The organism is Loktanella sp. M215 (genome assembly GCF_021735925.1).
Lineage (GTDB): Bacteria > Pseudomonadota > Alphaproteobacteria > Rhodobacterales > Rhodobacteraceae > Loktanella.
The window spans coordinates 62,181-89,001 of record NZ_WMEA01000006.1; the positions used below are offsets into that span (position 1 = coordinate 62,181).

Consider the following 26,821-nt stretch of genomic DNA (forward strand, 5'->3'; position numbering starts at 1 on the left):
GGGATTACTCGTCCTCGTCGGTTCCCATGTTCTCATGATGCTGAGCGATCGCCTCTTCGACGTCATCGTAGTAGGTCAGTCTGCCGTTCTCGAGCACCGCGCCCGCGGTGCAGAACTTGCGCAGTTGGGCCGTGGAATGGGTGACGAAGACCGCTCCTGCGCCCTTCATGCGGTTGATGAAGGCGATGCGGCTCTTGCGCTTGAAGGCCGCGTCGCCGACGGCCGTCACCTCGTCCACCAGATAGGTGTCGAACGGGATCCCGATCGAGATCCCGAAGGCCAGCCGGGATTTCATACCCGATGAATAGTTGCGCACCGGCGCATGGAAATGGCCGCCGAGCTCTGCGAAATTCCTGACGAAGTCCAGCAGTTCCTCGGTATCGACACCGTAGATGCGGGCCACGAACTTGGTGTTCTGCGCGCCAGTCATCTGCCGGTTGAAGCTGCCGGCGAAGCCGACGGGCCATGACACGGTTCCCGTCGTCTCGATCGTGCCGCTGTCGGGCCTGGCGGTGCCGCCGATCATATCCATCAGCGTGGACTTGCCAGCACCGTTACGCCCCAGCAGGCCCACCGCCTTGCCGGACGGAAAGGTTGTCGAGACATCGTGGAGGATGATCTTGCGTCCCTCTGGCGTCGCGAATGTCTTGGTGACGTTCCGGAACCGGATCATCCGCTATCTCCGGTCCCGCAGGGCATAGTAGACTAGGCAGGCGATGGACCAGATCAGCAGACTGAACAACGCGATCAGGCCCAGGATCAGGCCGCGCTGGGGGTATTCCGACTTCTCGGCCAGGGTGGGTGTGATGTAGGCCGCCAGATAGAGGCTTTGCCGGTTGGCCGCGGCACGGGCCGCATCCAGGGCGTGCAGCGCCGCCGCATAGGCGGTTTCCGCATATTCGCGTTCCACCGTGAGCCGTTCGAAATCCGAGATGGTCTGGGCGTATTCCACGCCGTCCTCGCCGCCGCCGCCCTTGCCGAACTTCTGCCGCTCGGTGGCGATCAGCGACTCGATGACCTCGAGTCTGCGGCGGGCCTGATCGAGGCGCGGATCAGTGCTGCTGGCCGTCTCCCGCAGCTGCTCGAACTCGATAAGCGCGTTGGCCTGCTGGGTCTGCAGGGTGCTGAGCAGGCCCATCTGGGTCTGGATGTCCGCGTTGGGGTCGACGATCTGGTTGGCCAGCCGAAACGCGGTCAGCGCCTCTCGCGCCGCCTTGAGCCGTTCGAGCGCAAGGTCCAGATCCTGCTGGGCGTAGCGGGTTGAGTCGTCTCGGGCGACATCCGACAGCGCGTTGATCATGCGCGAGCTCTCGGAGTAGATTTCTTCGGCGATCTGCCGCGCGTCGGCGGGGTCGAAGGCCAGCACCGTCAGCTCCGTCAGGCCCGTGATATTGTCGTAGGAGACCCGGACCATGCGCTGCCAGTACTCGGTCAGATCCTCGATCGTGCCGTCGGTGTGATAGCTCAGCAGCGGATCGGTCTCGGCGTGGCGGCTATACATCCGTTCCAGGTCGAGTCTGGCACCCACCTTGCGCACGATTTCCTGCGAGCGGATGAACTCGTAGAGGATGGTCGCGTCGCTGGAACTGCCGCCGCCGCCCAGGCTCGCGCTCAGGCCGCCCAGGATGTCGCTTGCGCTGGCCCCGTTCTCGGAGCGGACGGTGAACCCCAGCGTGGAGGCATACTGATCGGCTGCGCGGGTGTAGAGGTAGAAGCCCGAGGCCAGGATCGGCAAGAGGACCATCATGACAAAGCTGACGGCCAGCACCCTGTGGCGCCGCCGCCCGCGCGTGGGTCCGGCAAAGGGGGTGGCTTCGTGCGGGGCGCGGCGCTGGAACGTGCGGTTGTCGTCGGTGGTGGTGTCGGTCATTGCGGTCTCTTCCCGTGCCGTGGCTGCCCTTGTCTATCGTGCCGCTTGCAATGGTGCCATGCGCATCGCGCGGCAGGACATCCGGCCCGCACCGCAGCGTCCCCCGGACGTCGATGCGCGGACACGGGCCGCATGACGTTGTTCCGAAGGCGCTGCCGCCCGGCGGCGCGCGACACGCGGCGATCCGCCATTTCATCGCGATGTGGTGCATATGTCCGCGAGGTTTGATATGCAACAGACATAACTGACGCAGGACGCGCGATGTCTGATACGTTTCAAAGGGTTCTTGTCGTCGTCGGCGGCGGTTTCATCGGCCGCAAGGTCGTTGCGGCCTTTCTTGCCGCTGACGCGCAGGTCCATGTGCTCGACATGATGCCGGCCGACCGGGACGACGTGGAATGGACCGTCGGGTCCGTCGCTGGTCGCCGCGACCGCGAGCGGCTGCGACACCGTCATCTTCCTGGCCAACTCCAGCCTGCCCGGATCGTCGCAGGCGAATCTGTCGGCCGAGATCGGGTCGCATGTCCTGGTGTCGATCGCCGCCGCCGAGACCTGCAGCAGCGTCGGGGTGAAGACCTTCGTCTTCGCCTCGTCGGGGGGCACCGTCTATGGCCATTCCCCCGCACCGGGGATCGGCCTGTCGGAAGGCGATCCGACCCGACCGATCAATGCCTACGGCGTGTCGAAACTGTCCATCGAGCATTACCTGCGCCTGCTGTCGGACCTGCGCCCGATGCGTACCGTGTCGCTGCGGATATCGAACCCCTACGGCGAGGGCCAGCGCGCCGCGCGGGGTCAGGGCATCATCGCCGCGGCCATGCAGCATACCGTCGCCGGAACGCCGATGACGATCTGGGGTGACGGCACTGCGGAACGCGACTTCCTGCATGTCGCGGACGTGGCGCAGGCATTCGTCGCCGCCGCCGAGTATCGCGGCGCCGAGAATGTGTTCAACATCGGGTCCGGCACCAGTCTGAGCCTGCGTGACACGCTTGACGCGGTGCAGACCGCCACGGGCCGGCCGATCGAGATCCTCTATGCGCCCGGCCGGACGGTCGACGTGCAGCGCAACAGGCTCGAGATCGGTCTTGCGCGGCGCGAACTGGGCTGGGCCCCGGCGATCGGGCTGGACGAGGGGCTACGCCGCACGGCGGCCTGGTGGTCGATCCCGCGCAACTGATCGCTGGGACAGGATCACCGGGATGGAGACTGCGGCCGTAGGCGTCGCCGCAGCGCGCGCAGGGGAGAGGCGAGACGCCATGGCAGGCTGGTCCTGATCTCGTCCAGCCGGCGCTCGGCCAGGATCCTGGCGCGTGTTGCCTTCTGTTCGCGGACCTGCGCGGCCGCCAGATCGGACTCGATCTCGAGGACCATGCGCTGCAGTGTCGCCAGTTCCGCGTGGTGCCGGGCCAGATCCGCGCGCAGCCGTTCGATCTGCGCGGTCTGACCCGTCTGCGTTGTCCGAGGGCGCGCGGTGTCATCCGACATTGCGGGTCTCCTTCAAAAGGGCGTCCAGGATGTCGGACAACTGCGCCGCCCCCGGGGCCGGATCATGGGCTGCGACGACGGCTTGCCGCGCGGCCGCGCCGGTCCGGCGCAGCGCCGCCGGATCTTGCAAGAGGTCTCGCAGACGGTCGGCCCAGTCCTGCGGGTCGGGAACCAGATACCCCGTCACGCCGTCGTCGATCATGACGCGCAGGGCGGGCAGGTTGCTGCCCAGTGTCGGAACGCCTTGGCAGGCCGCCTCCAGGACGGGTGTCGCGGGGCAGGCCGCGTTGAAGGCCGTCGCCTCGAGCGGCATGAGGTTGAGGTCCATGCCGGCCAGGAACGTCTGGCGCATGCGTTCGGGCATCGCCCTGTGCCAGCGCACCTGGCCCTCCGGCAGATCGATCGCCGCCGCCTCCTCTGCACAGACCAGATGCAGGACGGCGTCCGGGTGATCCGCCAGCGCCGCGCGCAGGCCCGGCAGGCAGCCCGCAAGGTCGCGCGCCGCGAGGGCGGTGCCGGCGGCGCAGCACAGGTGGAGCCCCGGTCGCGCTGGCCGTGGCCGGGCCGCCATGGCACCCGCGGGAAGGCTGCCCGGCAGGACGTGGATGGACTGCGAAGGGTGCAGCAGCCCCGCCATGATCTGCGCGAGGTCCGGCGTGGCGACCGTCACCGCATCGGCCAGGTCCAGCAGCTCCGCTGTTTGGGCGCTGTGCCAGGCCCGCGCATTGGCTTTGAGCGGGGCGTCCTGCACCTGCGGGCTGCCGGCGAAGACCGGCCAGGCGGCCACCGGGCTGTCGATGTCGCAGACCACGAGGCCACCGGTGCCGCGCACCGCCTCGATCAGGTCGCGCCGGTGCAGGGCCGCCGCGGCCGCTTGGGCAGGCGGGCGGTCCAGTGGTGCCGACAGACCGATGAAGCAGACCGCCTCGACCCGGGTCAGCACGTCGCGGGCGACATGGTCGATGTCCATCGCGACGCAGGTCCAGCCGCACTGCTGCAGGCCATCCAGCCGCGCGAAGAGTCGCGTGCGGTTGCGCGCCATGGCGCGCGGATCGTAGAGGAAGGCCACCGACCGCGGCGTCTTGGTGTCCGGTCTTGCGTATCCCGCCAGCAGGGCGGAGCCCGTCGCGCGCCCGGCGACCTGGGTCAGAATAGCGCGCGGGTCCGGCCTGGACGGCGCATCAGGTCGTGGCACCTGCGCGATGACGTCGTGACGACCCGAATCGAGAGGCCAGCCCAGATCCGCCCCGTTGGCCCCCCTCACGAAGACGGTCCGGCAGCGCGCCAGCATCTGCTGGCCGGCCAGCGACTGAAGCGGCTGGCTGACGATGGCGTGGCCGTCCTGCGGTATCGCCCGTCCGCGGGTCAGGATCACCTTGACGCGCTGCGGATCGTCGGCCACCGCCGCCAGAACCCGCGCAGCGTCGTCAGGCAGACGCCCGTCGCCCGCGGCGGCGACGAAGGCCCAGTAGTGATCGTAGGTTGGCGTTTCGGCATCGAGCGCGGTGAAGTCCGCGTCCGACAGCGGTGGCGGGGGGGCTGAGCCGGGTTCCATGATCTGGCGGTTCAGGACCAGCGTCTCGGGCGGGACGACCCGCGCCAGATGCGCCGCGATCTCGGCCACCGGCGTAACACTGCCCAGCCGCGGCAACTGTGCCTCCCAATAGGCGGTCGCCGTGATCCCGAAGGGGTTTGCGGCCATCAGGAAGCGCTTGAGCAGGGGAAAGCCCGCGTCGAGCAAATCAAAGGCCACGGCACTGTAGACCGGGTGGTCCCGCGTTACGTGGTCCACGGCGGTGTCAAAGGCATAGCCCAGCCCGATCAGGAAGCGGGTCAGCCCGACCTCGTAACGGCGCACGATCACACGCTTGTTGCGGACCGGGCGCACGGCGTCCAGCACCCGGCGGAAGCGCGGATCGGCGACGATGTCGCTGCGCAGGGCAAGGAAGTAGCTGCCGATGTGGAAATCGTAGGTCGGATCGTCCTCGAAGTGGTCGATCAGGCCGCCGCGGATCTCGGCAATGGGCAGGCGCTCGGACGCCGGAAAGGGTTGCAGCGCCCGCGCGCCGGCCATGCCCTTGGTCGCCTGCATCCCCCACCAGGCGCAGGGTCGGTCCCGCATCATGGCCAGGGTCGCGTCCAGGGGCTGCACCAGGTAGCAGCTGTCGTTGACCAGCAGCACCTCATCATAAGTGGAGAGCCGGTCCCAACCGACCAGATCGCGCGCGAGCAGGCTGTAGGAGCCCATGTCGTAGGCCCCGTGACGCCGCGCCCAGGCTCCTTGCGCTATGCCGTCGAGTTTGGCCAGTTCCGCCGGAGTCATGTCGCAGTCGGCCAGGTAGAAGACATCCGCATGGCGTGCGAGGTTCGTCAGGTAGCGCAGCACCGTGGCGTCGATCCGGCCGTCGGGGTCCCATCCGGCGAAGAGGCAGGCCCGGCGCGGCGCTTCCGGCAGAGGCCGCGCGGTTGCGGGATCCAGGCGGACAGGGCGCGGCGGCATCGTGGCAAGACCGAGGGCGGCACCCGTCTCGCGGTAGTGGACCAGCGGGTTGACGGTCGCGGCATCATAGGTGTGGCCGTGGGTCTGTTCGTACCAGACCACGTCGAAATCGGGGTTGGGACGGCGGCCATCCTTCCAGCCGACCTGCATGAAGTGGTCGCAGGGGCGCCAGTTGCGGTGGTCGATGTGCGGATTGGCCTGCAGGTAAAAGGCCGTGTCGAAACCAGCCGGTCCCTGTTGCGACCCCTGCTTCGACCCGTCCCGCAGGGTTGCGGCAGGGGTGTCGAGGCCGTAGGCCTTTGCCACCCGCGCGCGCAGGGCGCCATCAAGGCCGGCCAGGCGCGCCGGCAGGTCGGGGCAGGGCCAGCGTCCCAGCGGCAGGCCGAAGCGGGCGAAATGCGCCTCCGGGTCGAGACCGGTCAGCGCGACGTCCGGATGCCCGGCCGCATACCAGCGCGCATCTAACAGGCCCGCCTGCGCGATCGCTTCAGGCAGCGGTGTCACGCGGTCCGTCACCGTTCGAGCACGCGCTTGTAGTGAGCCCGCATGAAGATTAGGCCCAGCAGGATCAGGACCAGCGCCACACCGTAGCCGTAGGTCATCGAGATGTAGGTGCCGTCGTAGGTGGAATAGAAGCCTCGGCGGACCAGGCCCGTGACATGGATCAGTGGGTTCCACCACAGGATGTCCTGGACGAACCGCGGCAGGCTTTCGTAGGTGAAGAAGATCCCGGAGGCCAGGAACAGCGGGCGCGACAGGATCGACCAGATCATCGACCAGACCGGGAACAGCCCGCCCAGCACGCCGTTGCACAACCCGACCCCGAGCCCCAGCAGGGCCGACATCACGAGGCCCTGGATCACCGGCACCATGTGGATGGTGGTATGCGTGTCATCGGTCAGCATGATGCCCGTGATCACGATGCAGAACACCATCAGAAGCGTCAGGAAGTTCAAAAGCAGCCGGGCCAGGATCGGGTCGATCCACGAGACCCGCGGATAGGACAGCAGCGCGCGGGAGTAGTTCAGCGCTCCCGCGATCTTGCCCGCGATATCGCCGTACATGTCGAAGGGTAAAAAGCCGGTGGCATAGAACAGGATGAAGCTCGTCCCCAGCGCCGGCGCGCGCACCAGCAGCGAGAAGGCCACCGACAGCAGGACCAGCATACCCACCGGCTGCAGGATCGCCCAAAGGTAGCCGCCGGGCGAATTGCCGTAGGTACTCGCCATCTCGCGCAGCATGAGTGCCACGATGGAGCGGACCGCGACGAAGCGCGGCTGCAGGGGCGGCCCTGGCAGGGGAGTCGGCTCCGCCGGGTCGGGGGTCCGGGCTGCGGTCGCGGTCATGGCACCGTGGCCCGCCGGCAGGGCACCGCTCCGGGCGCGGGATCCGCCACCGGGACTGTCGGGAACGATTTGTGCTGCATCCGCGATCCTTCTCGTGTCTCGGCCGGCCCCGCGCGGGCCGGATCATCCTTTGATGCGACTATATTCCGCAGGCGTCCCGTCAGCGAGGTCCAAATGCGGCCCGCCGGTGCCGCATCAGCGGTCCAGACTGAGGAACGAAATCTCGGTGTCGTAGTCGTAGCCCAGCGGGGCGAAGTCGGCGTCGTAGAAGCGCAATGCCAGCGCGCGGGTCTCCGGCGACCAGGTCAGCGGTTCCCTGACGCCGGGCTGTCGGACGTGGGTCTCGGGGTTGAGGGTAAGGCCGGTCATGACCGACAATCGGCCCAGAATGACGTCGATACCGTCCTCGAAGCGGAACACCTTGATCTTCTTGCCGATGAATTCGTGCTGGGGGCGCATGTGATTGTCCAGCACATAGGGATTCTGGGCATAAGCCGCGATCTGGCGGCGCACCCAGGGATCGAAAGGCAGGCTCGCCTGGTCGAGGGTCTGGCGCCAGCGATACTCGCTTACCAGGCGGGCGATCGGATGGCGGATCACGCAAAACCCCTTGTCGTAGAACTTTGGGGGCACGAAAGTGTCAAAGAGTTCCGCATGCATGTGCTGCAGGTTGCAGCGGACGAAATCCAGCCGCTTGTGGAAATGCAGCGCCCGCCGCGCCCCCGCCTTGCGCATCGCCGTCTCGACGCTGCTGCCACCGGTCTTGGGGATATGGGCAAAATAGAACAGTTTCCCATTGGCACTGAGCAAGGTCATGGGATGTCCTTCCTGGTGGGAAGCAGCGCATTGAATTCGGCCAGCGCTGCCGTGTTGTAGGCTGCAGGATCGAATGACTTGAAACGGATCCGGCCCGCGATGAAGTCCAGCATCGCTTCGGCGAAGGCCTCGGCCTCGATACCGCCGGCGATGAAGCCGTAGCCGCCGCGCAGGGCCCCGCGCGATCCGGGGATGTCCGTGACGATGACCGGCTTGTCCAGGGCCAACGCCTCGAGGATGACCATCGGCTGGCCTTCGTAGCGCGAGGGCAGCACGAAGCAGTCGGACCGGTCGAGCCAGGCCAGGGCGTGATCGGAAAAGCCTGGCATCCGCACCACCTCCGCGAGGCCCAACGCGTCGCGGCGGTCGCGGGTCTCCTCCAGCAGTGGGCCTTCGCCGAGGATCGTCAGGCGGGCCTGCGGATGACGGGCGTAGACGATGGCAAAGGCGTCCAGCAGCATGGCATGGTTTTTCTCGGCCGAGCAGCGGCCGATGGTGATGAACGCGGTCGTGTCAGTCTGGGCCGGAGGCCGTTCCGGCAGGTCGGCGCTGCGGCCTTCGGCGATGCGCGCAAGGTCGATCATGTTGCGCACGGTCACCGGTGTCGCCGTGCCGTAGTAGGCCGAGAGGTTTGCGGCGTTCAGGTCGCGGGTCTCGTCCGAGACCGCGACGATGCGGTCGAAGTAGCGATAGGTGAAGAACACGCCTTCCAGCAGCGAGAAGCGCAGGTCCCGTTCCGAAACCATGTCGTTATGCTGATAGATGATGTGGCGGCGCGCATCGGCCATCGCCATGATCCAGGCCCACATCCGGCGGTAGCCGGAGAACTCGATGGCGGCCTCCAGCGCGACAGGGCCGATGATCCGGCGCGCCTCGCGGGCCATCGCGCGTTCCATCAGCGCGATCCGGGCGGGGTCTTTCAGCCGGTTGTCGTCATAAAAGGCCGATTTGGCCGCCCGTTCGGCGGAGGTGTAGCATTCGCGCCCGGTCCGGTGGATGACCATGATAGGATCAGGCACTTGGTTCAGCAGGTCCCAGGCCTCCGGGTGCAGGGCGGCCCCGTCGGTCAGCACCATGACGTCGTGGCGGTCCGTGTCGATGTGCGACAGCAGGTTGAGCGCCGAGGTGGTGATCCCGTTGCGCAGGAAGCCGCCCATCATGAAGGCGAGCACCGGCTTGTCGCTGGTGCTGACCGGTGCGGGAAGCGGGCCTGCGTCATGCCCGCCGGCGCGCAGGATCAGGTCCAACGCACGCGCGCTGGCCTGGCCGTCCTCCTGCGCGACATAGGCGGCGCGGGCCGCGGCGACGATGTCGGCGGGAAAGGCTGAAGGTGCGCGCGGCGCGGCGCAGGCGCGGCGCAGATCCTCTGGCGTCCGGCACAGGGTCGCGGGCAGGGTGTCGAGCGCAATGTAGAGCCCGCGCGTGGCGCGGTAGGTCTCGAGGTCCGGTACGAAGAGGACGGTGGGGATGTCGGCGGCCAGCGCGTCGAACAGCAGGCTGGAGTAATCGGTGACGACCACGTCCATGTCGGCCATGACCGCGTTGATGTCGGCGTCGGGCGGCACCGGGCGGGTGGTGATCCCGCCGGTGCCGGCGGGCAGGGCGGACAGATCGTCCCGGTTGAAGTTGTGCGCCTTCACGTGCAGCGTGACCGGCGGCCCGCCGTCCTGGGACAGGGCCGCGATCACGGCTGCGATCTCGGGGATCTGAGTTTCCGGCTCGCCCACGACGCCTTTCCAGGTGGGGGCGAAAAGGATGTGGCGATGCGCCGGGTCGGCGCTTCGGGCGGCGCGCAGGGCCAGCGTGCGGTCGATGCGTGGCGTGCCGATGTGGTAGGTCTTGCGCCGCCCCAGCGGCGCGATGCCCGCCGGTCCCAGCAGGTGGTCCGTGGCGTAGTCGCCCGCCAGCACGATGTGGCTGGCCTGCAGGAAGTTGCGCTGGCTGTTGGCATAGCGCGCAGGGGCGCCTTTCTCGTCGCGGAACATCGTCTTCAGCGGGATGCCGTGCCAGGTATTGAGATAGACCTGGCCGTCGCGGCGCAGATACCAAGGCGGAAAGGTGGAGTTGTTGACTAGGTATTTGGCGCTGGCCAGAAGACGGGGATAATCGTCGCTGGCCCGGGTGATGATGCGCACGTCGGCCTGCCCGCGCAGATGCGCGGGCACCGCCGCGGGGACATCGACGACCCAGACGTGGGTGAATCCCGCGCAGCGCGGATCGCGTCGCGCCGCCTCGCAGATCGCAGCGGGACTGCAGGCGACGCTCGAGGCATGGAAGCTTTCGTAAAGGATCACCAAGGGATCGAGGGGCGTGTCGATGTAATGGGTGCAGAATAGCCGTTCGGCCCGCGTGTTGCGGTTCAGAAGCTGCATCACGCGGGATTTCGCCCTCTCGTAGCCCGACCGGTAGAGGTCGAACCGGCGCAGTCTCAGGTGCAGCCTGACAAGGGAGTGCGTGATCCTGTCGGGAAGTCGTGGCACGGGGTTGCGGACCTTTCTGCGGGTTGGACACGAACGGCGGTCCAGTCGATCAGCGCCTACCTACCGGGGTCGGTGGGCGCAGGGCAATCCCGATCCGCCGCCTGCGCCCCGCGCCCTGCGGCACGACGGCCAGCCTGGTGCCCTCTGCGCCACGCTGGTGCAGATGGCCTTCCTGCCACAGGATCAGACGGGCGATCTGCGCCTCGCGTGCCGGGTGGGGGCGTAGGGCAATGCGCAGATGCTCGACCAGGGCCGCGGGATTGAACGGGAACCGCACGTTGGGGGTGCCGGTAGAACAATTGAACCGGGTCACAGGGGTGCGCCAGTCGCCGTAGTTCTCGGTCAGGTAGCGGTCCGCGTCGGCAGGGCCGCGCACCGGCAGGTCTGCGATGGTGTAGTCGGCCAGGGCGAAGTCGTGATTGTCCCAGCGGTGCTTGGCCGATCCGTGCCAGCGCAGGTCACCATCCCGATGATGCACGAAGACGTCGATGCCGATCCCGCTGGCGTGCAGCAGCCGGTAGAGTGCGGGCCGCGGCGTGTCGCGCCACAGCCCGTCCGGTTGCAGGGCAAGGTCGCGGTGGGGGCTGGTGTTCACCAGCACCAGGTCCTTCGTCGCCGCGATCTGCGCACGAAAGGCCGCGTCACCGAAATCCTCGGCGTGGATCCCGATGTCGATGTCGTAGTCGTGGGCCAGGAAGGTGCCCTCGCGCACCGCGCCGAGAAACGTGCCCGAGATGACATACCACGGCATCGCGATCTGGCGCAGCGCGATCAGGGCTGCGCGGGCCTCTGACAGGCCGAAAGCCGGGGCGGGGCCGGCGGGGGCGGCGGCGGCCTTTGGGTCGGCGACCGGCATATCGTGCACCAGGGCGGTGGCGATATCCTCGAAGGCCGCGATCGCTGCCGCCTGGGTGGCTGTGTCGGGCGCGGTGGCGATCCGGTGCGCCAGCACGTTCAGCCGCGCGAGGCGGTGACGCGGATCGTGGCCCTTGGCCAGCCAGTCCTGCAGCGCATCGACGGCGGTGGGGGGCATCCCGGTCACCGGATCGAACAGCGGTGCCTGCAGCCCCGCCACGCGGCCGATTGCATTGTGGCGCAGATACCAGTTGAGCCGGTGGCTACCGGTCACCCAGCGATCCCGTCGGAACAGTCCCGCCACCTCGCGGGCGAGGGCGGCGCGGCCGGTCAGCGCCGCCACGGCCAGGCCCGCGAGACCGGCCATGGCGATGCGGGACAATGGCCCGTGCGGGCCGCGCAGCGCGCGCAGGGTGCGAAAGCGGCGTGTGTCCACCTTTGGCCTACCGGGCCGGGGCGCTGTGGATCAGCTTGATCGCGGTCGAGGAGATGCTGGGCGTGCGGGGCAGATAGGTCACCTCGCACAGGTCCGACAGGAAGTCGAACTTGCCGGCCCAGTCGTCGCCCATGGTGAAGACATGGATCCCGTGGGTCGTCACGTCGCCGCGCTTCTGGTCCCAGTGATCCTCTGGGATGATCGCGTCGACGTAGCGGATCGCCTCGAGCATGGCGTGGCGCTGCGCGTAGTCGAAATGCGAGGCCTTGCCCTTGATCTGATTAAAGGCGTCGCTGGACAGCGCCACGGTCAGATGGTCGCCAAGCGCGCGCGCGCGCTGAAGGAGCAGGATATGCCCGTAGTGCAACGTATCGAATGTGCCGTAGGTGATGACCTTCTTCACGTCTTGCCCGCCCCGTTCCCGCATGCGACCGGTTAGCACGCGCCCCGGCCGGGTTTCAAGCTGCACGGGGTGCGGCGACGGAGGCCCCGCGCAGCTTGAAAGCGGACCCGGGGCGGCGACGCGGAAAGGACTTCTCATGAAATGCATCATCTATCTCGGGCATCACAAGACCGGGTCCAGCGCGCTTCAGGAGATGTTCACGCGCAACGCCGGTGTCCTTCTGGAGGACGGCATCCTCTATCCCTTCGTGGAGCCGCAGGGACAGGCCTATGCGCGCGCTCTTCTGGCAGGGGGCGATCCGGACGCGGGGCTGACCTTCAAGGTCAAGTCGCCGCACAACCACATCGGCTACGTCATGCAGACCGAGGCGCTGGCGGGCAACTTCATCCCCGACCGCTACCAGCCGTTGCCGACCGCGGCGCAGATGTTCCAGTCGATCCGTGACGACCTGGCCCGGACCGGGGCGCGGACCCTGCTGCTGTGCTCGGAGGTGTTCTCGCAATACGGCACCCGCCAGCCTGCGCTGGTGGGGCGGATGCTGGAGGCGCTGGGGATCGCGGATGTCTCTCTCTACATGACCCTGCGCCGTCCCGACCTGCACCTGGCCGCTTGGTTCAGTCAGATGCTGAAGTTCGGGCGCAGGCCAAGGCTCCTATCAGAGGGTGGTGCTGCAGATCTCTACCGCACGGCACATTTCGATTTCGAACGGGCCGTGCGTCCCTGGGCCGATGCGGTGCCACGCGGCAAGCTGTTTGTGCATTCCTACGACGCCGTCATGGCCGCGGGAGGATCGGAGCCGCATTTCACGCGGACCTTCGGGATCGACACCGCCCGGTTCGTGCCTGCCGGCGGTCCGGTCAATCCGTCCATTCCCTATGCGCTTTACGATCTGATCCTGCGTGCCAACCGCGAGTTGCCGGCACCGGTGGCCCGGTCGATGCAGAGGGCCCTGCTGGCGCATCGCCAGCGCATGACCCTGCCGCCCAATGCCGAGATTGAGCTCTTCGGATCCGCCGTCCGGGCCGAGATGACCGCGCGGTTCGCACCGATGCAGACCTACTTGGGCGGGCTGGTGGGGCGGGCCGGTTTTTTTGACGATTTCGAGGCCATGCCCGACACCCTTGCGGTTCCTCTGGCCGAGGTGGCTGGCGATGCGGCCACGCAGGCGCGGGCGGTCCTGACGGGGCACAGGCCTCAAGCCGCCGCCTTGGCCTGGCTGAACGGGACAGGGATTTGAGGCGGTGCAGGCCACCGCCCGGAACAACGATCCGTTTCGGCGATGAAATAGGCCCCGCCGGACGCCGAAGGATGGATTCGGTAGACACCTTGGCCTATGGGTGGCGCAACGCCAAGAAAGCAGACGACGGATGATGGAAACGACAGATCTGGACGGGGTGGTGACTCTGACCCCTCGCCGCTTTGCCGACAGTCGCGGGTCGTTTCAGGAGACGTACAACCGGGACACGCTGGCGGGTGTGGGGATCGACACGGTTTTTGTGCAGGACAACCAGAGCTGGAGCCGGGAGGCCGGCACCGTAAGGGGGCTGCATTTCCAAGCGCCGCCGCAGGCGCAGGCCAAGCTGGTGCGGGTGCTGGTGGGCGAGATCTTCGATGTCGCCGTCGATATCCGCGCGGGCTCGCCGACCTACGGCCAGTGGACCGGCGTCACGTTGTCGGCTGACAACACTATGCAATTGCTGATCCCGGCGGGGTTCCTGCATGGCTTCGTCACGCGGGTGCCCGACTGTCTGGTGGCCTACAAATGCTCCGACACCTATGCGCCCGCCTGCGAAGGGGCCGTGCGCTTCGACGACCCAGACCTTGGCATCGACTGGGGCATTCCTGCGGATCAGGCGGTCCTGTCGGACAAGGACGCCGCCGCCGGGTCCTTTGCCGATCTGGATACCCCCTTTACCTATGAGGCCCGCCCATGAAGATCCTCGTCACCGGCGGCACCGGCTTCATCGGATCGGCGGTCGTGCTGCAGGCGATCCGTGACGGACATCAGGTCATCAACGTCGATTGCCTGACCTATGCGGCGGCCACGGCGAGCCTCGATGCGGTGGCGGATCATCGATCTTACGCCTTCGCGCAGGTCGACATCCGCGACCGCGCGGCACTGGATGCGGTCTTTGCCGACCACCAGCCGGACGCAGTGATGCATCTGGCGGCCGAGAGCCATGTCGACCGGTCCATCGACGGCCCCGCAGCCTTCGTCGAGACCAACGTGCTCGGCACCTTCCCCATGCTGGAGGCTGCGCGCGCCTACTGGGTGGCGCGGGCCAGGCCCGCCAGCTTCCGCTTCCACCACATCTCGACCGACGAGGTTTTTGGGTCACTGGGCGAGACCGGCATGTTCGACGAGGACACCCGCTATGACCCGCGCTCGCCCTATTCCGCCAGCAAGGCGGGGTCGGACCATCTGGTGAGCGCCTGGGGCGAGACCTACGGTTTGCCGATCCTGCTGACGAATTGCTCCAACAACTACGGACCCCGGCAGTTTCCGGAAAAGCTGATCCCGGTGACGATCCTCAATGCCCTCGCCGGCAAGCCTCTGCCGATCTACGGCGCGGGGCTGAACATCCGCGACTGGCTTTATGTCGAGGATCATGCCGATGCGCTACTCACCGTGCTGACGCAGGCCGCCCCCGGCGCGACCTATGCCATCGGTGGCGAGAACGAGGCGCGCAACATCGACATCGTGCGCAGCATCTGTGCCATCCTCGACGATCGCCGCCCGGATCATGCACCCCATGCGGATCTGATCACCCATGTCACCGACCGCCCGGGCCACGATGCGCGCTATGCCATCGACCCCGCGCGCATCCGGGCCGAGCTGAACTGGCAGCCTTCGCTTGAGCTGCAGGAGGGGCTGGCGCGCACCGTGGACTGGTATCTGGACAACGCCGACTGGTGGCAGCCGTTGCAGCAGCGCGCCGGCGTCGGCGTGCGGCTGGGCACGGATACCACCGCAACGGCCCAGGCTGCCCCGCATACGGCCGCCTCGTGAAGGTCCTCGTCTTTGGTGAGACCGGTCAGGTCGCCCGCGCGCTGGCCATGGTGGGCCCGCACGCGGCCTGATTGTGCAGACCCTGAACCGCACACAGGCCGACCTGTCGGACCCCGCCGCCTGTGCCGCGGCGATCATGGACACCGACGCCGATGCCGTCATCAATGCCGCCGCCTGGACCGCCGTCGACGCGGCCGAGACGCAGGAGGACGCGGCCCATGTGATCAACGCAGGCAGCCCCGGCGCCATGGCGCGGGCCTGTGCCGCGCGGGGCCTGCCCTTCGTCCACATCTCGACCGATTACGTCTTCGACGGATCGTCCGGCCCTGCCTGGACACCCGATGCCCCGACCAGTCCGCTGGGCGCCTATGGCCGCACCAAGCTGGCGGGAGAACGCGCCGTGCTGGACAGCGGCGCTCGCGCCGTCGTGCTGCGCACGGCCTGGGTGTTCGACGGCGCGGGCAAGAACTTCGTCACCACCATGCTGCGCCTGTCAGAAACACGCGACAGCCTCTCCGTCGTGGCCGACCAGGTCGGTGGGCCGACACCGGCGGATGCGATCGCCGAGGCCTGCCTGACCATCGCGCAGGCGCTGGTGGACGGGACGGGGCAGGGCGGGGTGCATCACCTCAGCGGGGCGCCTGATGTCAGCTGGGCGGACTTCGCCCGCGCGATCATGGCCAGCGCAGGCCGCAGCACGACCGTTACCGACATCACCACCGCGGATTATCCCACCCCGGCCGCGCGCCCCGCCAATTCCCGGCTGGACTGCAGCAGCCTGCACGCCGCCTTCGGCATCCCGCGCCCCGACTGGCAGGCCGCCCTGACGCGCATCATCGAGGCCGGCATCATCGAGGAGACACAGCCATGACCCAGCGTAAGGGACTGATCCTCGCCGGGGGCACCGGCTCGCGGCTCTGGCCGATCACCCAAGGTCTCAGCAAGCAGCTGATGCCGATCTACGACAAGCCGATGATCTACTATCCCCTGTCGGTACTGATGCTGGCCGGCATCCGCGAGATCGGGATCATCACCACCCCCGCCGACCAGGCGCAGTTCCAGCACCTGCTGGGCGACGGGTCGCAATGGGGGGTGCAGATCACCTGGCTGGTGCAGCCAAGCCCCGACGGTCTGGCGCAGGCCTATCTGGTGGGCGAGGATTTCCTGGACGGTGCGCCTTCTGCCATGGTGCTGGGCGACAATATCTTCTTCGGCCACGGCCTGCCGGAAATGCTGGCGAGTGCCGATGCCAAGACCAGCGGCGGTACGGTCTTCGGCTACCGCGTGTCCGACCCGGAGCGCTACGGCGTCGTGGGCATGGACGCAGAGGGCACCGTCACGCAGATCGTCGAAAAGCCGAAGGATCCCCCGTCGCACTACGCCGTCACGGGACTCTACTTTCTTGATGATACGGCACCCGCGCGCGCGCGCGCCATCACGCCGTCAGAACGCGGCGAGCTGGAGATCACATCGCTGCTGGAAACTTATCTGGCCGACGGCAGCCTGACGGTCGAGCGCATGGGGCGTGGCTACGCCTGGCTCGACACCGGCACCCACGGAAGCCTGCTGGATGCGGGCAACTTTGTGCGAACCCTGCAGTCGCGCCAAGGCATGCAGACCGGCTGCCCCGAAGAGATCGCATACCAGCATGGCTGGATCAATGCAGACGCGCTGACGGTACTGGCGGATCGCTATGCGAAGACCGACTACGGCAGCTATTTGCGCGGGCTATTGTAATAACTCCCAAGCGGCGCAAGGCATTGCGATTTGATCGACAGCAGCGCGGTTCACTGCAGAAGATGCAGATGATGATAACCAAACCGTCGTCGTTCCGACGGCACATCTTTCAGTCGGGATCTACGGGTTGCCGACCTTGCTGACAAACTGATGGCGCTACAGCGCGGGGCGGAACATCCGAGACTGGCTCTATGTCGAGGACCACACCGCTGCCCTGCTCACCGTACTGACTCAGCTAACTTCCGGATCGACTTATGCCATCAGCGGCGACAACAAGATGCGCAACATCAACATTGTGCGCAGCATCTGCTCCATTCTCGACGCTCACCACTTGGATCATACACATCATGCGAAACGGATGAGGTTCACGCCAACGCGAAGTGGGGCGCCTTGATGTTGCAGTAGATCGCCGCTACGGCCTGAAGCCACCGCAGTTAAGGGAGCGTCCATGTCGCTGCTGTCACGTTTGTTCAGTCGATCTTCCGTACGAGTACGAGCCCAAGCACCCGCGTCGGTGACGACACGGCCCGACCCGGACCGGCCGGTCTGGGTGATAGGCGACGTGCATGGCTGCGACCGGTTGCTGGGGCAGTTGCTGGACCGGATCGCCGCGGCGCGCGCCGAAACCCCCGCTGATCTGGTGCTGGTGGGCGATTACATCGATCGTGGCGACGACAGCCGCGCGGTGCTGGCGCGTCTGCCGGATCTTGACGCGGTCTGCCTGCTGGGCAACCACGAGCGGATGATGTTCGACTTCCTCGATGACCCGCTGACCCGCGGCAACCGCTGGCTGCGCTATGGCGGCCTGCAGACGCTGGCGAGCTTTGGCATCGGCGGCGTGACCGAGACGACGCAGGGCGAGAAACTGGAACGGGCCGCCGACGCGTTGCGGACGGCGATGGGGCAGGAAATGCTGCGCTGGCTGCGCGACCGACCGCTGCAGTGGACCAGCGGGACGCTAACGGTCGTCCATGCGGCGGCCGATCCGCAGATGCCGCTGAACGCGCAATCCGACGAGGTGCTGCTCTGGGGGCATCCGGATTTCCTGAGCCTGCCGCGCACGGATGGGGCCTGGGTGGCGCATGGCCATACGATCGTGCCCGAGGCGGGTGCCGATGCACAGGGCCGGATCGCGGTGGATACAGGCGCCTATATGACGCGGCGGCTGACGGCCGCGCTGATCAGCCCGGACGGCACGGTGACGCTGGAACAGAACTGACCGGTGCAGGCGACCCGCAGCACGCGGGTCACAGGGCCAATATGGGGAAAGGCCGGGTTGCGCCCCGCGCGGCCTACTTGCCGGTCCGGTTCAGCACGGTGCCCAGAGTCAGTGCGATGATCCGCAGATCAAGCCAGAAGGTCTGGGCCTTGGCATAGCTCATGTCCATCGCGACGCGATCGTCATAGCTGATGTCGTTGCGGCCGGAGACTTGCCAAAGTCCGGTGATTCCGGGCTTCATCCGCAGGTAGCCGCCACGGTGCATGGCGTATTTGTGCAGTTCCGACCGCACGATGGGGCAGGGGCCGACGAAGGACATGTCGCCGCGCAGCACGTTCCAGATCTGCGGCAGCTCGTCCAGCGAGGTCCGGCGCAGCAGGCGTCTAAGGCGGGTGATGCGCGGATCGTCGGTCAGCTTGTGGTCCGTCGCCCATTCGTCGGTGGCTTCGGGGTTCTGGGCCAGATGGGCCTGCAGATGGGACTGGGCGTCCGGCAGCATGGTGCGGATCTTCCAGCATTTGGATGCGCGGCCGTTGCTACCGATCCGGACGTGGCCGAAAAAGCCGGGGCCGCCTTCGTGCCGCACGAGCGCCCAAATGACGACGATAATCGGTGCGATGACCGGCAGCAGCGTCAGGGCAAACAGGATGTCAAAGATGCGCTTGGTGTTGATGCCCTGCAGACCCGTATCGTTCTGCGCAACGACGTGGCGGTCGTCGATGACATCCGATGTCGTTACCATGAAATCGTCACTTCCCACAAACATGCAACAAATTGTAGCTTTCAATATCGGTGCTCTGTCGGATTTTTATGATGGGTCTGTCGAGGGCCTTAACAAAAAGTTAAATTACTGTCGGCAAGATCGCGACGCCGTGTGCCTGAATTTTACGCAGCATTCAGAACCATCTTCTTGTTTTCAAGCTTAACATAGACCTCGACAGCCGTGGCCGACCGCCCTCACTGCAGTTGGCCGGGTTGCAGGCCGTGCTGCGGTGCGGCGCCGAATCGTATGGGTCTGTGGCGGCCTCTGGCGCAGGCCTGCGCGGCGGTCAGTCGTGCAGGACCTGCAGCGTCAGGGTCCCGACCTCCGGGCTGATCCACTGGCGCGACTGGCGCAGGCTGCCGGTCTTCAGGTCGATCCAGTAGCTGTTCTGGAACCCGCGGCCTGCGGCGTCGGCACAGGTTTCCTCGATCAGGAAGGTCTGGAAGGCGCCGGTGGGCAGGGTGATGGTCACCGGGTCGATAGGTTCGATCCGGCAGGCATAGGCGGTGGCCACGACCTTGTCGTTGCCGTCCAGAAGACGGTGGACCCGGCGCGTGGTGGTGGCCTCTCCACCGCGGCGCAGGGCGGCTTCGGTCCCGGCCACGTCGGCGGTCATCAGGTCGCGTCCAAGCCCGGCGGTACGCACGATCAGGCCCAGCCGATTGATCGACAGGCTGGTGAGGTTGCCGTCGAACCAGGTGCGCACGGGGGGATTTTCACCCTGCACCGCAAAGGTCGTGCCGATGTCGATCTTGTCGCGGATGACCAGAAGGTAGGGCAGGTTCACCTAGGCCAGAAGCTCGGGCGTCAGCAGGGTGCGGGCGTCGACGGCCCTGGGTGCAATGCCCGGCAGTTGCCCCAGCGGGCTGGACTGGATCGCAGCACAGCCCGCGGACAGGATCAGCAGGGCCACCAGGCCGGCCCGCCGCGGGGCGCTGTTGCACAGATATCCGGTCATGGCAGCACAGGTCCTCAGCGTCGTGTTCATCGCCCGACCGTCGCCGCCGGGCCGCGGATTGTAAAGCCCGCAGCGCGGCGGTGCGCTCCGGGCGCAGGTCCGGTCATGGGCACCCGTCGCCCGCCGATCAATAGTCCTTGGTCACCCGGTCATAGGCCTTGAGGGTGCGCAGGACGTCTTGCAGTCCGTCGAGGCGCAGCATGTTCGGCCCGTCGGAGGGGGCGTTGTCGGGGTCCTCGTGGACCTCCATGAAGAGGGCTGCGGTGCCGACGGCGACGGCGGCGCGGGCCAGCACGGGGACGAATTCGCGCTGTCCCCCGGTCGAGCCGCCCTGACCGCCGGGCTGCTGGACCGAATGGGTCGCGTCGAACACCACCGGATAGCCCATCGCGGCCATCGTCGGCAGGCCGCGGAAGTCGCTGACCAGCGTGTTGTAGCCGAAACTGGTGCCGCGCTCGCAGAGCATGATTTTCGTATTACCGGTGCTGGCGATCTTGTCGGCCACATTGACCATGTCCCAAGGGGCGAGGAACTGGCCCTTCTTGACGTTGATCGCGACCCCCGTTTCGCCTGCGGCGAGCAGCAGGTCGGTCTGGCGGCACAGGAAGGCGGGGATCTGCAGGATATCCACGACCTCTGCCGCGCGCTGCACTTGGGGAATGTCGTGGACGTCGGTGACGACCGGGCAGCCGAATTCCTCGCGGATCTGGGCCAGGACCTCCAGCCCCTTCTCGATCCCCAGACCGCGCTTGCCGGTCAGCGATGTGCGGTTGGCCTTGTCGTAGCTGGCCTTGAACACGAAGGGAATGTTCAGGTCACCGGTGATGCGGGCGATGTTTTCCGCCAGCATCCGGGCGTGATCGAGGCTTTCGAGCTGGCAGGGCCCCGCCAGCAGGGCGAAGGGCAGGTCGTTGCCGATCGCGACGGATCCGACGTGAACGCTGGTCATGGGCGGTAACTCCTTGGACGTGAACAGGACAGATGGGGGCGGATGGCCCCGGTGTGTAGGGGGATCAGGCGACGCCGGCGCGCAGGCAGTCGTGCAGGTGCAGGATGCCTTCGACATGGCCCGCCTCCGACACCACGAAAAGGGCGCCGATCTTGGCGGCGTTCATGACCCGCAGCGCCTCTGACACCAGCGCGCCGCTGCGCACGGTCTTGGGGGCGTGGGTCGCGACCTCGCCTGCGGTGCGGTCCATCAGGGTGGTGAGGTTGCGCCGCAGATCGCCGTCGGTGATCACACCCGTCAGCACGCCGTCCTCGACCACGCCGGCCATGCCGAACCCCTTGGAGGTCATCACCAGCAGCGCGTCGCCCATGGGGGTGTCGGGGGTCAGCGTCGGCACGCTGTCGCCGCTGTGCATCAGGGCCTCGACCTTGAGCAATTGCGCGCCGAGCTTGCCGCCCGGATGGAAGACCTGGAAATCCTCGCGGTTGAAGCCGCGCCGGTGCATCAGCGCCACGGCAAGCGCATCGCCTATCGCGAGCGTCGCGGTGGTCGATGTGGTGGGCGCCACGCCGATGAAACACGCCTCGGGGGCGTCGGGCAGCAGCAGGGTCACGTCGGACTGGCGGTCCACCGCGCTGCCCACCCGGCGGGTGATGCCGATCAGGGGAATGTCGAAGCGGCGGGTATAGGTGATCAGGTCGGCCAGTTCCGACGTCTCGCCGGAGTTCGAGATCACGATGCAGGCGTCACCCTTGGCAATCATGCCCAGATCGCCGTGGCTGGCCTCGGTCGGGTGGACGAATTGGGCGGGGGCGCCGGTCGAGGCGAAGGTGGCGGCGATCTTGCGCCCGATATGCCCGGACTTGCCGACACCGCTGATGACGATGCGACCCGTGACCTGCTGCAGCAGGTCGACGGCGCGCACGTGGGGCGCACCCACGTCGCCGATCATCTGGCTCAGGGCGTCCGCCTCGATCCGCAGAACGCGGCGGATCTGATCGATCGTCGCATCGGCATCTGCCAAAGGTGTCGCGGTCACTGCATGTTCCTTTGCCCGGGGCATTGCAGCGTCATAAATACATGCGGGGTCCGTTTGACAAGGCAAACCGGGTGGCACGGGGGGTGTTACCGCAGGAAACGCCCCCAGCTGTCGTTGACCGCCTGCGCGTCGCTGTCGCGCAGGATCGGTTGCAGCACGAGGCTGCGGTCGCCGCGGCTGGGTTTGCCGGACAGCCAGCTGACCGGCAGGTTGATGAAGATGCCCTTGTCGAAAGCGCCTTCGCCGAAGTCGTCGAAGCTGACATCCGTCAGGGTGGCGAAGGCGCCGACCTGAAAGCCGTTGTTGAAATCGCGTGTCAGGGTCAGCGTGGCCCCGTTGTCGCCTGCAAGATAGCGGCCTACGTCGAACTGCGCCAGAAAGCCACCGTCGAAGTCGTAATAGGCCGAGGCATGGCCGGTGACGGTTTCCGTGTTGTAGACGCCGGTGCCGAGGTCCGCGAAGGTACCAGCCGAAACGGACAGGGTGGCGCCAGATGCCTGCGCAAAAGCCCCCAATGCATGCATCGAGCGTCCCTCATCTACTCCGCGTGGTGGCGGGGCCAGGGGTTGCCCGGCCGACCGGTCATCGGCAGATAGCCGGCGCGCACTATGTGGATCAGGATCGCCCAGAACAGCAGCGGGTACAGGCCGAAGATGTAGAACTCCACGATGCTGGGGGCGCCGTCGCGAAACCACTGCACGCCAATCGGCAGTGCCACGATGTAGATGCTTCGGATGCTGGGGTCCTGCCAGTTGCGCGCGGCAAAGCGGAAGAAGCGCTGCATCATGAAACCACTGACGAAGGCCAGCAGGAACACACCCAAGAGCCCAAAACTCAGCCAGCCGGCCCCGACCATGGATTGGGTCAGCCCCTGAAAGTTTCCGAAATAGTCGAGGTCGACCAGCTGGATCGGGGAGCCGACGGGCTTGCCGGGCCAGAGCGCGCGGGGGATCGGCTTGGTGAAGACTTCGAGGTACTGGGTGAAGAAGCTGTAGCCGTAATCATGGTCAGGGTAGTATTTCGCGATGTAGGACAGGAATTCGAACATCCCGAATTCCTGTGAATCGCCCATCGGCGTGCGGTTGATGAAATCCACTACGTCGAAATCGCTCCAAGTGATGTCTCCCAGCGAGCGCACCACCTGCCGGTACAGCCCACCAAGCGAGATCAGCACCAGCGCCAGCACCGTGAAGGAGCTCAGCACGGCAACCTTGGTGGTCTGCGACACCTTCGGCCGCTGGAAGTAGTAGATGATCAGCCCAAGCAGGAAGTAGATGATGATAAAGCGCCCGCGCCCTTCGAGGATGGCGGAGGTCAGGAATACGATCACCGCGCTCATGTTCCAGATGTTCGGTCGGAACAGGACGATATGCGCGATGACCAGCCCCGGGAAGCAGTTCTTGAGGACGTAGAAGTAGCCGCTGCCGGTGACGAAGATCTTCTTGCCGGTCTCCGGGTCGATCATGATGTTGCCCGAGGAGGTCGCGTTGGTTTCCGTGAGCGGATTGCTGATCCCGTAGTAGATCGAATAAAGGTAGAGCGGCGCGAAAAGCAGGGCCGCGATGAAGAAAGTCTGCACTTCCAGCGTGTTGGGCTTCTCGCTGATGGCGGGCAGTGTCGGACGTCCCGGCAGGACGCATCCCAGCAGGAAGGCCAGCAGGGCAACATTGGTGATCAGGAAGGTCAGCGCGCTGTCCGCGACATCGGGATGCATCGCCATGTAGCTGTAGTTGCCGTGGTAGCCCACGGTGAACAGCACCACCGGGCGGAAGGCGAACAGGATGTAGTGGAAGAACAGGTACCAGGTCGCGGGTTCGAGGATGCGGAACCCGTGGAACCGGCCGAAGAGCAGCAGGAACACCGTGTTGATGATCAGGTTGCCGTAGGCCAGAAGGTGGTGCCCGATATCGTAATCGTAGGTCATAGCGGCAGGCACGCCCGCACCGCTTCGCGGGAGCGGGCTGCCGAGAAGCGCGCGCTGGAGGCGCGGATCGCGTTATGGTCGATGGCGCCCTTGGCGAACATCTCCGCCGCGCGGTCCAGCGCCTGTGCCAGCGATGCCGTATTCCCGGCGCGGCATTGCATCCCGATGTCCTCCGACAGGCCGATATCGGCAAAGCCAGTATTCTCCGAGAAGATCGTGTAGCAGCCGGCCGACAGGGCTTCCACTATGACGAGGCCGAAACCCTCAACCAGCGAGGGCAGCACAAAGCAATGGGCCTTGCAGTATTCCTCCCAAAGCTGGGCGCTGCTCAGGCCCGACTTGACCTCCACCCCCGGCGGCAGGTCGTCGAGCAACCCGTCCTGCGCGCGCGAGCAGACCATGGTCAGCACGGCGTCCTCGGGGCGGTGGCTGCGCCACGCGGTCAGCAGGTGGTGTACACCCTTGCGGTGTATCGCTTGCCCGACGAAGAGAAAGCGCATAGGGCCAGTGACCGGGCGCATCTCGCGGTAGGGGGGCATCGGCCTCGCGGTACCGTAGGGTGTGACGTGCACGCGGTCCTCGGGCACGCCGGCCCGCACCACGGAGCGCCGGGTCAGGGCACTGGCACAGAGCACGCGGTCCGCCGCGGCCAGTTCTGCATCCAGCACCGCGACGCGGTGGGCGACGCCAGTCTCTTCCTGCAGGCCGGACTGGCCGATGCCCCAGTCCGCCACGTCAGGCGCGAGGATTTCTCCGATCAGCGTCGGATGCGGGTGGAACGTGAACAGGGTCTTCTCGCGGTCCGCGAGCTGCGGGCCCTCGAAGGCTTCGCGGGCGTAGGTCGAATAGAGTAGCAGATCCGCCCCCGGCCTGTGCCGGGCCTCAGTGCGGGCCGCGCGGCCGATACGGCGGTTGACCGCGTGGATCGTATCGATGCCCATCTGATCGAGCGGGCCGCGCAGGGCCTGCAGAGCCACCGTCAAGGGCAGGCTGTGCACGAGGCCGGGCGGGATCAGCGGCGTGCTGCGATGGGCGAGGCGTGGGATCGCCAAGAGTTGTGCCCCACGTAGTAATCCGTCACCAAGCAGGCGAGAGCATCGACCTCGGCGACCGAGGCCGCGAGCTGGTAGAAATCCCGGTCCCGATTATGGGCCACTATATAGGTTCTTGGCATTCCGGTTCTCCCGTTTGCCTGGCCAGAAGGGGCGCGCACGCATCATTGCGGACAGGTGTTACCCCGTTCGGAAAGCGACGGCACCCTCTTTCGGGTCCACCCGGACCGCTACGACCGGCGTCGTCACTCATGAGCCGGGTTTTGCCCAGTGCGCGCCACGGTCATGTGATCGCGGTCATCCGACGATAATCCACCAGTGGAAGAAGGCTTTGCTGGACGGCGCGGCGGACATTTTCGAGCGGGGCGGCAAGAAAGCCCCTGAGATCCATGAAAACGCGATTAGGGTGTAACAACGCGCCGGCTGAGCTAAAACCGGTCATCCTTGGCCATGGCGAAGCTCAGCATGCAATCCGGAGCCAAGCTCGGGCGACCAAGGCTAACTGCGGTTCCGACAAAAAGGAGTATAAGCCTCATGAGTAAGATCCAGCCGATGCAGGGCGTAACCCTGACGACGACCGCGCAGACGCCTGCCGATGCGCGCTTAGTAGCGTATGTAGGCACAAGACGGCTCGCGCAGCTGCTCGACTTTTCGGAAACGACCGTGCGGGATCTGGCGCGCCGGGGCGAAATCCCGAAGCCGATCCGCATTGGCGGCTCGATGCGCTGGAAGTGGTCCGATGTGGAAGCCTTCATCGAAAGAGGCTCTAGTGGTGCCGACGCCTCCGAAGATCCAATCTTGAAGGCAAGCCGTGGCAGCTAAGCTCCCCGTCGAGGCGTATGTGCAGCGCAAGAAGCGCGGCGCACGCGAGTATTTCTATTTTCGCGTGATCCGTTACGGGCAAGAGATGCGACTGCCACTGCCACATCCCTTCAACGCCGACTATCGCAGCGCCTACAACGCAGCACACCGCGAGGTGTTCGGGACGAGGGACGCAGACTGCACGGCTCTGGACCTATGTCAGAGATGACCGGCCCTTTGGTGGCGGGGCGCCCCCAGCCGCGCTGTTCCACTTCTAGCGCAACAGGGAAATGGCCCATCCCAACCGGCATCTCGCCGGGTGGCAGGGTGTTCTCCAGGCCGATGCCTATGGCGGTTACAACGACCTCTATCGCAGTGATCGTGATCCAGGTCCCGTGCTGAGCGCCCTGTGCTGGAGCCATGCCCGTCGCAAGTTCTTCGAGCTCGCGGACATCAAGCAGAATGCCCGCCAGAAGAAGCCCGCGCACGACATATCGCCTGTCGCGCTGGAAGCCGTGACGAAGATCGACGCCATCTTCGACATCGAGCGCCAGATCAACGGTCTGGACATCGCCAGTCGGCTGGACGCTCGGCACCGGCTGGTCCGCCCCTTGGTCGAGGAATTGTACGACTGGATGCGGGCCGAACAGGGAACCATGTCGAAGCACAATCCCGCCGCGAAGGCGATCAGCTACATGTTCAAGAAGGACCGGTGGGATGCCTTCACGATGTTCCTTGAGGATGGGCGCATCTGCCTGACAAACAACGCGGCCGAGCGCGCACTGCGCGGTATCGCATTGGGACGGAAATCCTGGCTCTTCGCCGGCTCCGAGCGCGGCGGCGACCGCGCTGCCTTCATATATTCCCTGATCGTCACGGCCAAGATGAACGATATAGACCCACAGGCTTGGCTCGCCGACGTCCTCGCCAGGCTCCCCAACACAACGGTCTCACACGTGCCGGACCTGCTGCCCTGGAACTGGCAGCAATCGGAGCACCAAATCGCGGCATGACCGCCGCCTACGCCGGATACTTACGACAGATGGGCGGTAGCACGACCGGCGTCGGAACTTTTGTCAATGATGGCACATCAACACGGCCTAACGGGTCTATACCTGCCGCAGTCCCGCTGCCGATGACGGCAGGGCTCTTGGTGTCGGGTGTTCTAAGCCTGC

At 66.3% G+C, this 26,821-nt stretch carries 27 protein-coding genes and 2 pseudogenes; 11 read left to right on the plus strand and 18 right to left on the minus strand.

The genetic code is table 11. From position 1 onward, the window contains the following. Nucleotides 1-4: 4 nt before the first annotated feature. Together GLR48_RS23545 and GLR48_RS23550 are read right to left on the minus strand one after the other, a co-directional pair. Entirely contained in the window at nucleotides 5-673 is a 669-nt protein-coding gene (locus tag GLR48_RS23545) for an ABC transporter ATP-binding protein (RefSeq protein ID WP_237066383.1), read from the minus strand. Between the two features lie 3 nt (nucleotides 674-676). After that, entirely contained in the window at nucleotides 677-1,870 is a 1,194-nt protein-coding gene (locus GLR48_RS23550) for a sugar transporter (protein WP_237066384.1), read from the minus strand. Between the two features lie 475 nt (nucleotides 1,871-2,345). Here GLR48_RS23550 and GLR48_RS23555 point away from each other — a divergent pair, with 475 nt between their 5' ends. Further along, nucleotides 2,346-3,050, plus strand: coding sequence for an NAD-dependent epimerase/dehydratase family protein (locus tag GLR48_RS23555; protein WP_237066510.1), 705 nt, complete (start codon nucleotides 2,346-2,348; stop codon nucleotides 3,048-3,050). Between the two features lie 14 nt (nucleotides 3,051-3,064). Here GLR48_RS23555 and GLR48_RS23560 read toward each other — a convergent pair whose 3' ends face one another. The 7 genes from GLR48_RS23560 to GLR48_RS23590 form a co-directional block, all read right to left on the minus strand. Beyond that, nucleotides 3,065-3,358 carry a hypothetical protein gene (locus tag GLR48_RS23560; RefSeq protein WP_237066386.1) on the minus strand — a complete coding sequence of 98 codons (294 nt, stop codon included), beginning with the start codon at nucleotides 3,356-3,358 and terminating at the stop codon, nucleotides 3,065-3,067. Then, on the minus strand, nucleotides 3,348-6,362 hold the full coding sequence (locus GLR48_RS23565; protein ID WP_237066387.1) for a rhamnan synthesis F family protein: 3,015 nt from the start codon (nucleotides 6,360-6,362) through the stop codon (nucleotides 3,348-3,350). The genes GLR48_RS23560 and GLR48_RS23565 overlap by 11 nt, the downstream gene beginning before the upstream one ends. Before the next feature lie 8 nt (nucleotides 6,363-6,370). Then, on the minus strand, nucleotides 6,371-7,204 hold the full coding sequence (locus GLR48_RS23570; RefSeq protein ID WP_237066389.1) for an ABC transporter permease: 834 nt from the start codon (nucleotides 7,202-7,204) through the stop codon (nucleotides 6,371-6,373). A 195-nt stretch (nucleotides 7,205-7,399) separates the two neighbouring features. Further along, nucleotides 7,400-8,020 (minus strand): sulfotransferase family 2 domain-containing protein, encoded by a 621-nt coding sequence (locus GLR48_RS23575; RefSeq protein ID WP_237066391.1) that lies wholly within the window; start codon nucleotides 8,018-8,020, stop codon nucleotides 7,400-7,402. Next, nucleotides 8,017-10,500: a CDP-glycerol glycerophosphotransferase family protein gene (locus tag GLR48_RS23580; RefSeq protein ID WP_237066394.1), complete on the minus strand. Its 2,484-nt coding sequence runs from the start codon at nucleotides 10,498-10,500 to the stop codon at nucleotides 8,017-8,019. The genes GLR48_RS23575 and GLR48_RS23580 overlap by 4 nt, the downstream gene beginning before the upstream one ends. 49 nt (nucleotides 10,501-10,549) lie before the next feature. Next, nucleotides 10,550-11,791, minus strand: a complete 1,242-nt coding sequence (locus GLR48_RS23585; protein WP_237066395.1) for a LicD family protein — start codon at nucleotides 11,789-11,791, stop codon at nucleotides 10,550-10,552. Nucleotides 11,792-11,798: 7 nt separating this feature from the next. After that, complete coding sequence (locus GLR48_RS23590; RefSeq protein ID WP_237066397.1) at nucleotides 11,799-12,194, minus strand: adenylyltransferase/cytidyltransferase family protein; 396 nt, start codon at nucleotides 12,192-12,194, stop codon at nucleotides 11,799-11,801. 136 nt (nucleotides 12,195-12,330) lie between these two features. On the opposite strand from GLR48_RS23590, the gene GLR48_RS23595 reads away from it, so the two are divergent. From GLR48_RS23595 to GLR48_RS23625, 7 genes and pseudogenes are all read left to right on the plus strand, one after another. Further along, nucleotides 12,331-13,431: a hypothetical protein gene (locus GLR48_RS23595; RefSeq protein ID WP_237066399.1), complete on the plus strand. Its 1,101-nt coding sequence runs from the start codon at nucleotides 12,331-12,333 to the stop codon at nucleotides 13,429-13,431. Nucleotides 13,432-13,561: 130 nt separating this feature from the next. Then, the gene (gene rfbC / locus GLR48_RS23600; RefSeq protein ID WP_237066401.1) at nucleotides 13,562-14,128 is read left to right on the plus strand and encodes a dTDP-4-dehydrorhamnose 3,5-epimerase; all 567 of its coding nucleotides are present in this window, start codon (nucleotides 13,562-13,564) and stop codon (nucleotides 14,126-14,128) included. Beyond that, nucleotides 14,125-15,204 carry a dTDP-glucose 4,6-dehydratase gene (gene rfbB, locus GLR48_RS23605; protein ID WP_237066403.1) on the plus strand — a complete coding sequence of 360 codons (1,080 nt, stop codon included), beginning with the start codon at nucleotides 14,125-14,127 and terminating at the stop codon, nucleotides 15,202-15,204. The genes rfbC and rfbB overlap by 4 nt, the downstream gene beginning before the upstream one ends. Nucleotides 15,205-15,277: 73 nt before the next feature. Continuing rightward, on the plus strand, nucleotides 15,278-16,075 hold the full coding sequence (rfbD, locus tag GLR48_RS23610; protein ID WP_237066405.1) for a dTDP-4-dehydrorhamnose reductase: 798 nt from the start codon (nucleotides 15,278-15,280) through the stop codon (nucleotides 16,073-16,075). Beyond that, complete coding sequence (gene rfbA / locus GLR48_RS23615; protein ID WP_237066407.1) at nucleotides 16,072-16,941, plus strand: glucose-1-phosphate thymidylyltransferase RfbA; 870 nt, start codon at nucleotides 16,072-16,074, stop codon at nucleotides 16,939-16,941. Before rfbD ends, rfbA begins: the two co-directional genes overlap by 4 nt. 172 nt (nucleotides 16,942-17,113) lie before the next feature. Beyond that, nucleotides 17,114-17,335, plus strand: a pseudogene (locus GLR48_RS23620) (dTDP-glucose 4,6-dehydratase); the annotation flags it as partial. A gap of 120 nt (nucleotides 17,336-17,455) precedes the next feature. Beyond that, entirely contained in the window at nucleotides 17,456-18,160 is a 705-nt protein-coding gene (locus GLR48_RS23625; protein WP_237066409.1) for a metallophosphoesterase, read from the plus strand. Between the two features lie 73 nt (nucleotides 18,161-18,233). Here the strand turns inward: GLR48_RS23625 and GLR48_RS23630 are convergent, their stop codons facing one another. From GLR48_RS23630 to GLR48_RS23670, 9 genes are all read right to left on the minus strand, one after another. After that, complete coding sequence (locus GLR48_RS23630) at nucleotides 18,234-18,902, minus strand: sugar transferase (RefSeq protein WP_237066411.1); 669 nt, start codon at nucleotides 18,900-18,902, stop codon at nucleotides 18,234-18,236. 307 nt (nucleotides 18,903-19,209) lie between these two features. Continuing rightward, nucleotides 19,210-19,710 carry a YjbF family lipoprotein gene (locus tag GLR48_RS23635; RefSeq protein ID WP_237066413.1) on the minus strand — a complete coding sequence of 167 codons (501 nt, stop codon included), beginning with the start codon at nucleotides 19,708-19,710 and terminating at the stop codon, nucleotides 19,210-19,212. Next, nucleotides 19,711-19,911, minus strand: coding sequence for a hypothetical protein (locus GLR48_RS23640; protein ID WP_237066415.1), 201 nt, complete (start codon nucleotides 19,909-19,911; stop codon nucleotides 19,711-19,713). A gap of 97 nt (nucleotides 19,912-20,008) precedes the next feature. After that, entirely contained in the window at nucleotides 20,009-20,830 is an 822-nt protein-coding gene (gene kdsA / locus GLR48_RS23645; RefSeq protein ID WP_237066417.1) for a 3-deoxy-8-phosphooctulonate synthase, read from the minus strand. A 64-nt stretch (nucleotides 20,831-20,894) separates the two neighbouring features. Beyond that, nucleotides 20,895-21,869: a KpsF/GutQ family sugar-phosphate isomerase gene (locus GLR48_RS23650; protein WP_237066419.1), complete on the minus strand. Its 975-nt coding sequence runs from the start codon at nucleotides 21,867-21,869 to the stop codon at nucleotides 20,895-20,897. Nucleotides 21,870-21,955: 86 nt separating this feature from the next. Then, nucleotides 21,956-22,393, minus strand: coding sequence for a YjbH domain-containing protein (locus GLR48_RS23655; RefSeq protein ID WP_237066421.1), 438 nt, complete (start codon nucleotides 22,391-22,393; stop codon nucleotides 21,956-21,958). Nucleotides 22,394-22,407: 14 nt separating this feature from the next. Next, nucleotides 22,408-23,793 (minus strand): O-antigen polymerase, encoded by a 1,386-nt coding sequence (locus GLR48_RS23660; RefSeq protein WP_237066423.1) that lies wholly within the window; start codon nucleotides 23,791-23,793, stop codon nucleotides 22,408-22,410. Beyond that, on the minus strand, nucleotides 23,790-24,770 hold the full coding sequence (locus GLR48_RS23665) for a glycosyltransferase family 4 protein (RefSeq protein ID WP_237066514.1): 981 nt from the start codon (nucleotides 24,768-24,770) through the stop codon (nucleotides 23,790-23,792). Before GLR48_RS23665 ends, GLR48_RS23660 begins: the two co-directional genes overlap by 4 nt. A 35-nt stretch (nucleotides 24,771-24,805) precedes the next feature. Beyond that, nucleotides 24,806-24,967: a hypothetical protein gene (locus tag GLR48_RS23670; RefSeq protein WP_237066425.1), complete on the minus strand. Its 162-nt coding sequence runs from the start codon at nucleotides 24,965-24,967 to the stop codon at nucleotides 24,806-24,808. Between the two features lie 412 nt (nucleotides 24,968-25,379). Between GLR48_RS23670 and GLR48_RS23675 the strand changes: the two genes are divergently transcribed. The 3 genes and pseudogenes from GLR48_RS23675 to tnpC all read left to right on the plus strand — a co-directional run. Further along, on the plus strand, nucleotides 25,380-25,667 hold the full coding sequence (locus GLR48_RS23675) for a helix-turn-helix transcriptional regulator (RefSeq protein WP_237066427.1): 288 nt from the start codon (nucleotides 25,380-25,382) through the stop codon (nucleotides 25,665-25,667). Beyond that, a complete protein-coding gene (locus GLR48_RS23680; protein ID WP_237066429.1) occupies nucleotides 25,657-25,875 on the plus strand; it encodes a hypothetical protein in 219 nt (72 codons plus the stop codon). The genes GLR48_RS23675 and GLR48_RS23680 overlap by 11 nt, the downstream gene beginning before the upstream one ends. Beyond that, nucleotides 25,838-26,659: pseudogene (gene tnpC, locus GLR48_RS23685) on the plus strand (IS66 family transposase); the annotation flags it as partial. The gene GLR48_RS23680 and the pseudogene tnpC, both read left to right, overlap by 38 nt. Between the last annotated feature and the right edge of the window lie 162 nt (nucleotides 26,660-26,821).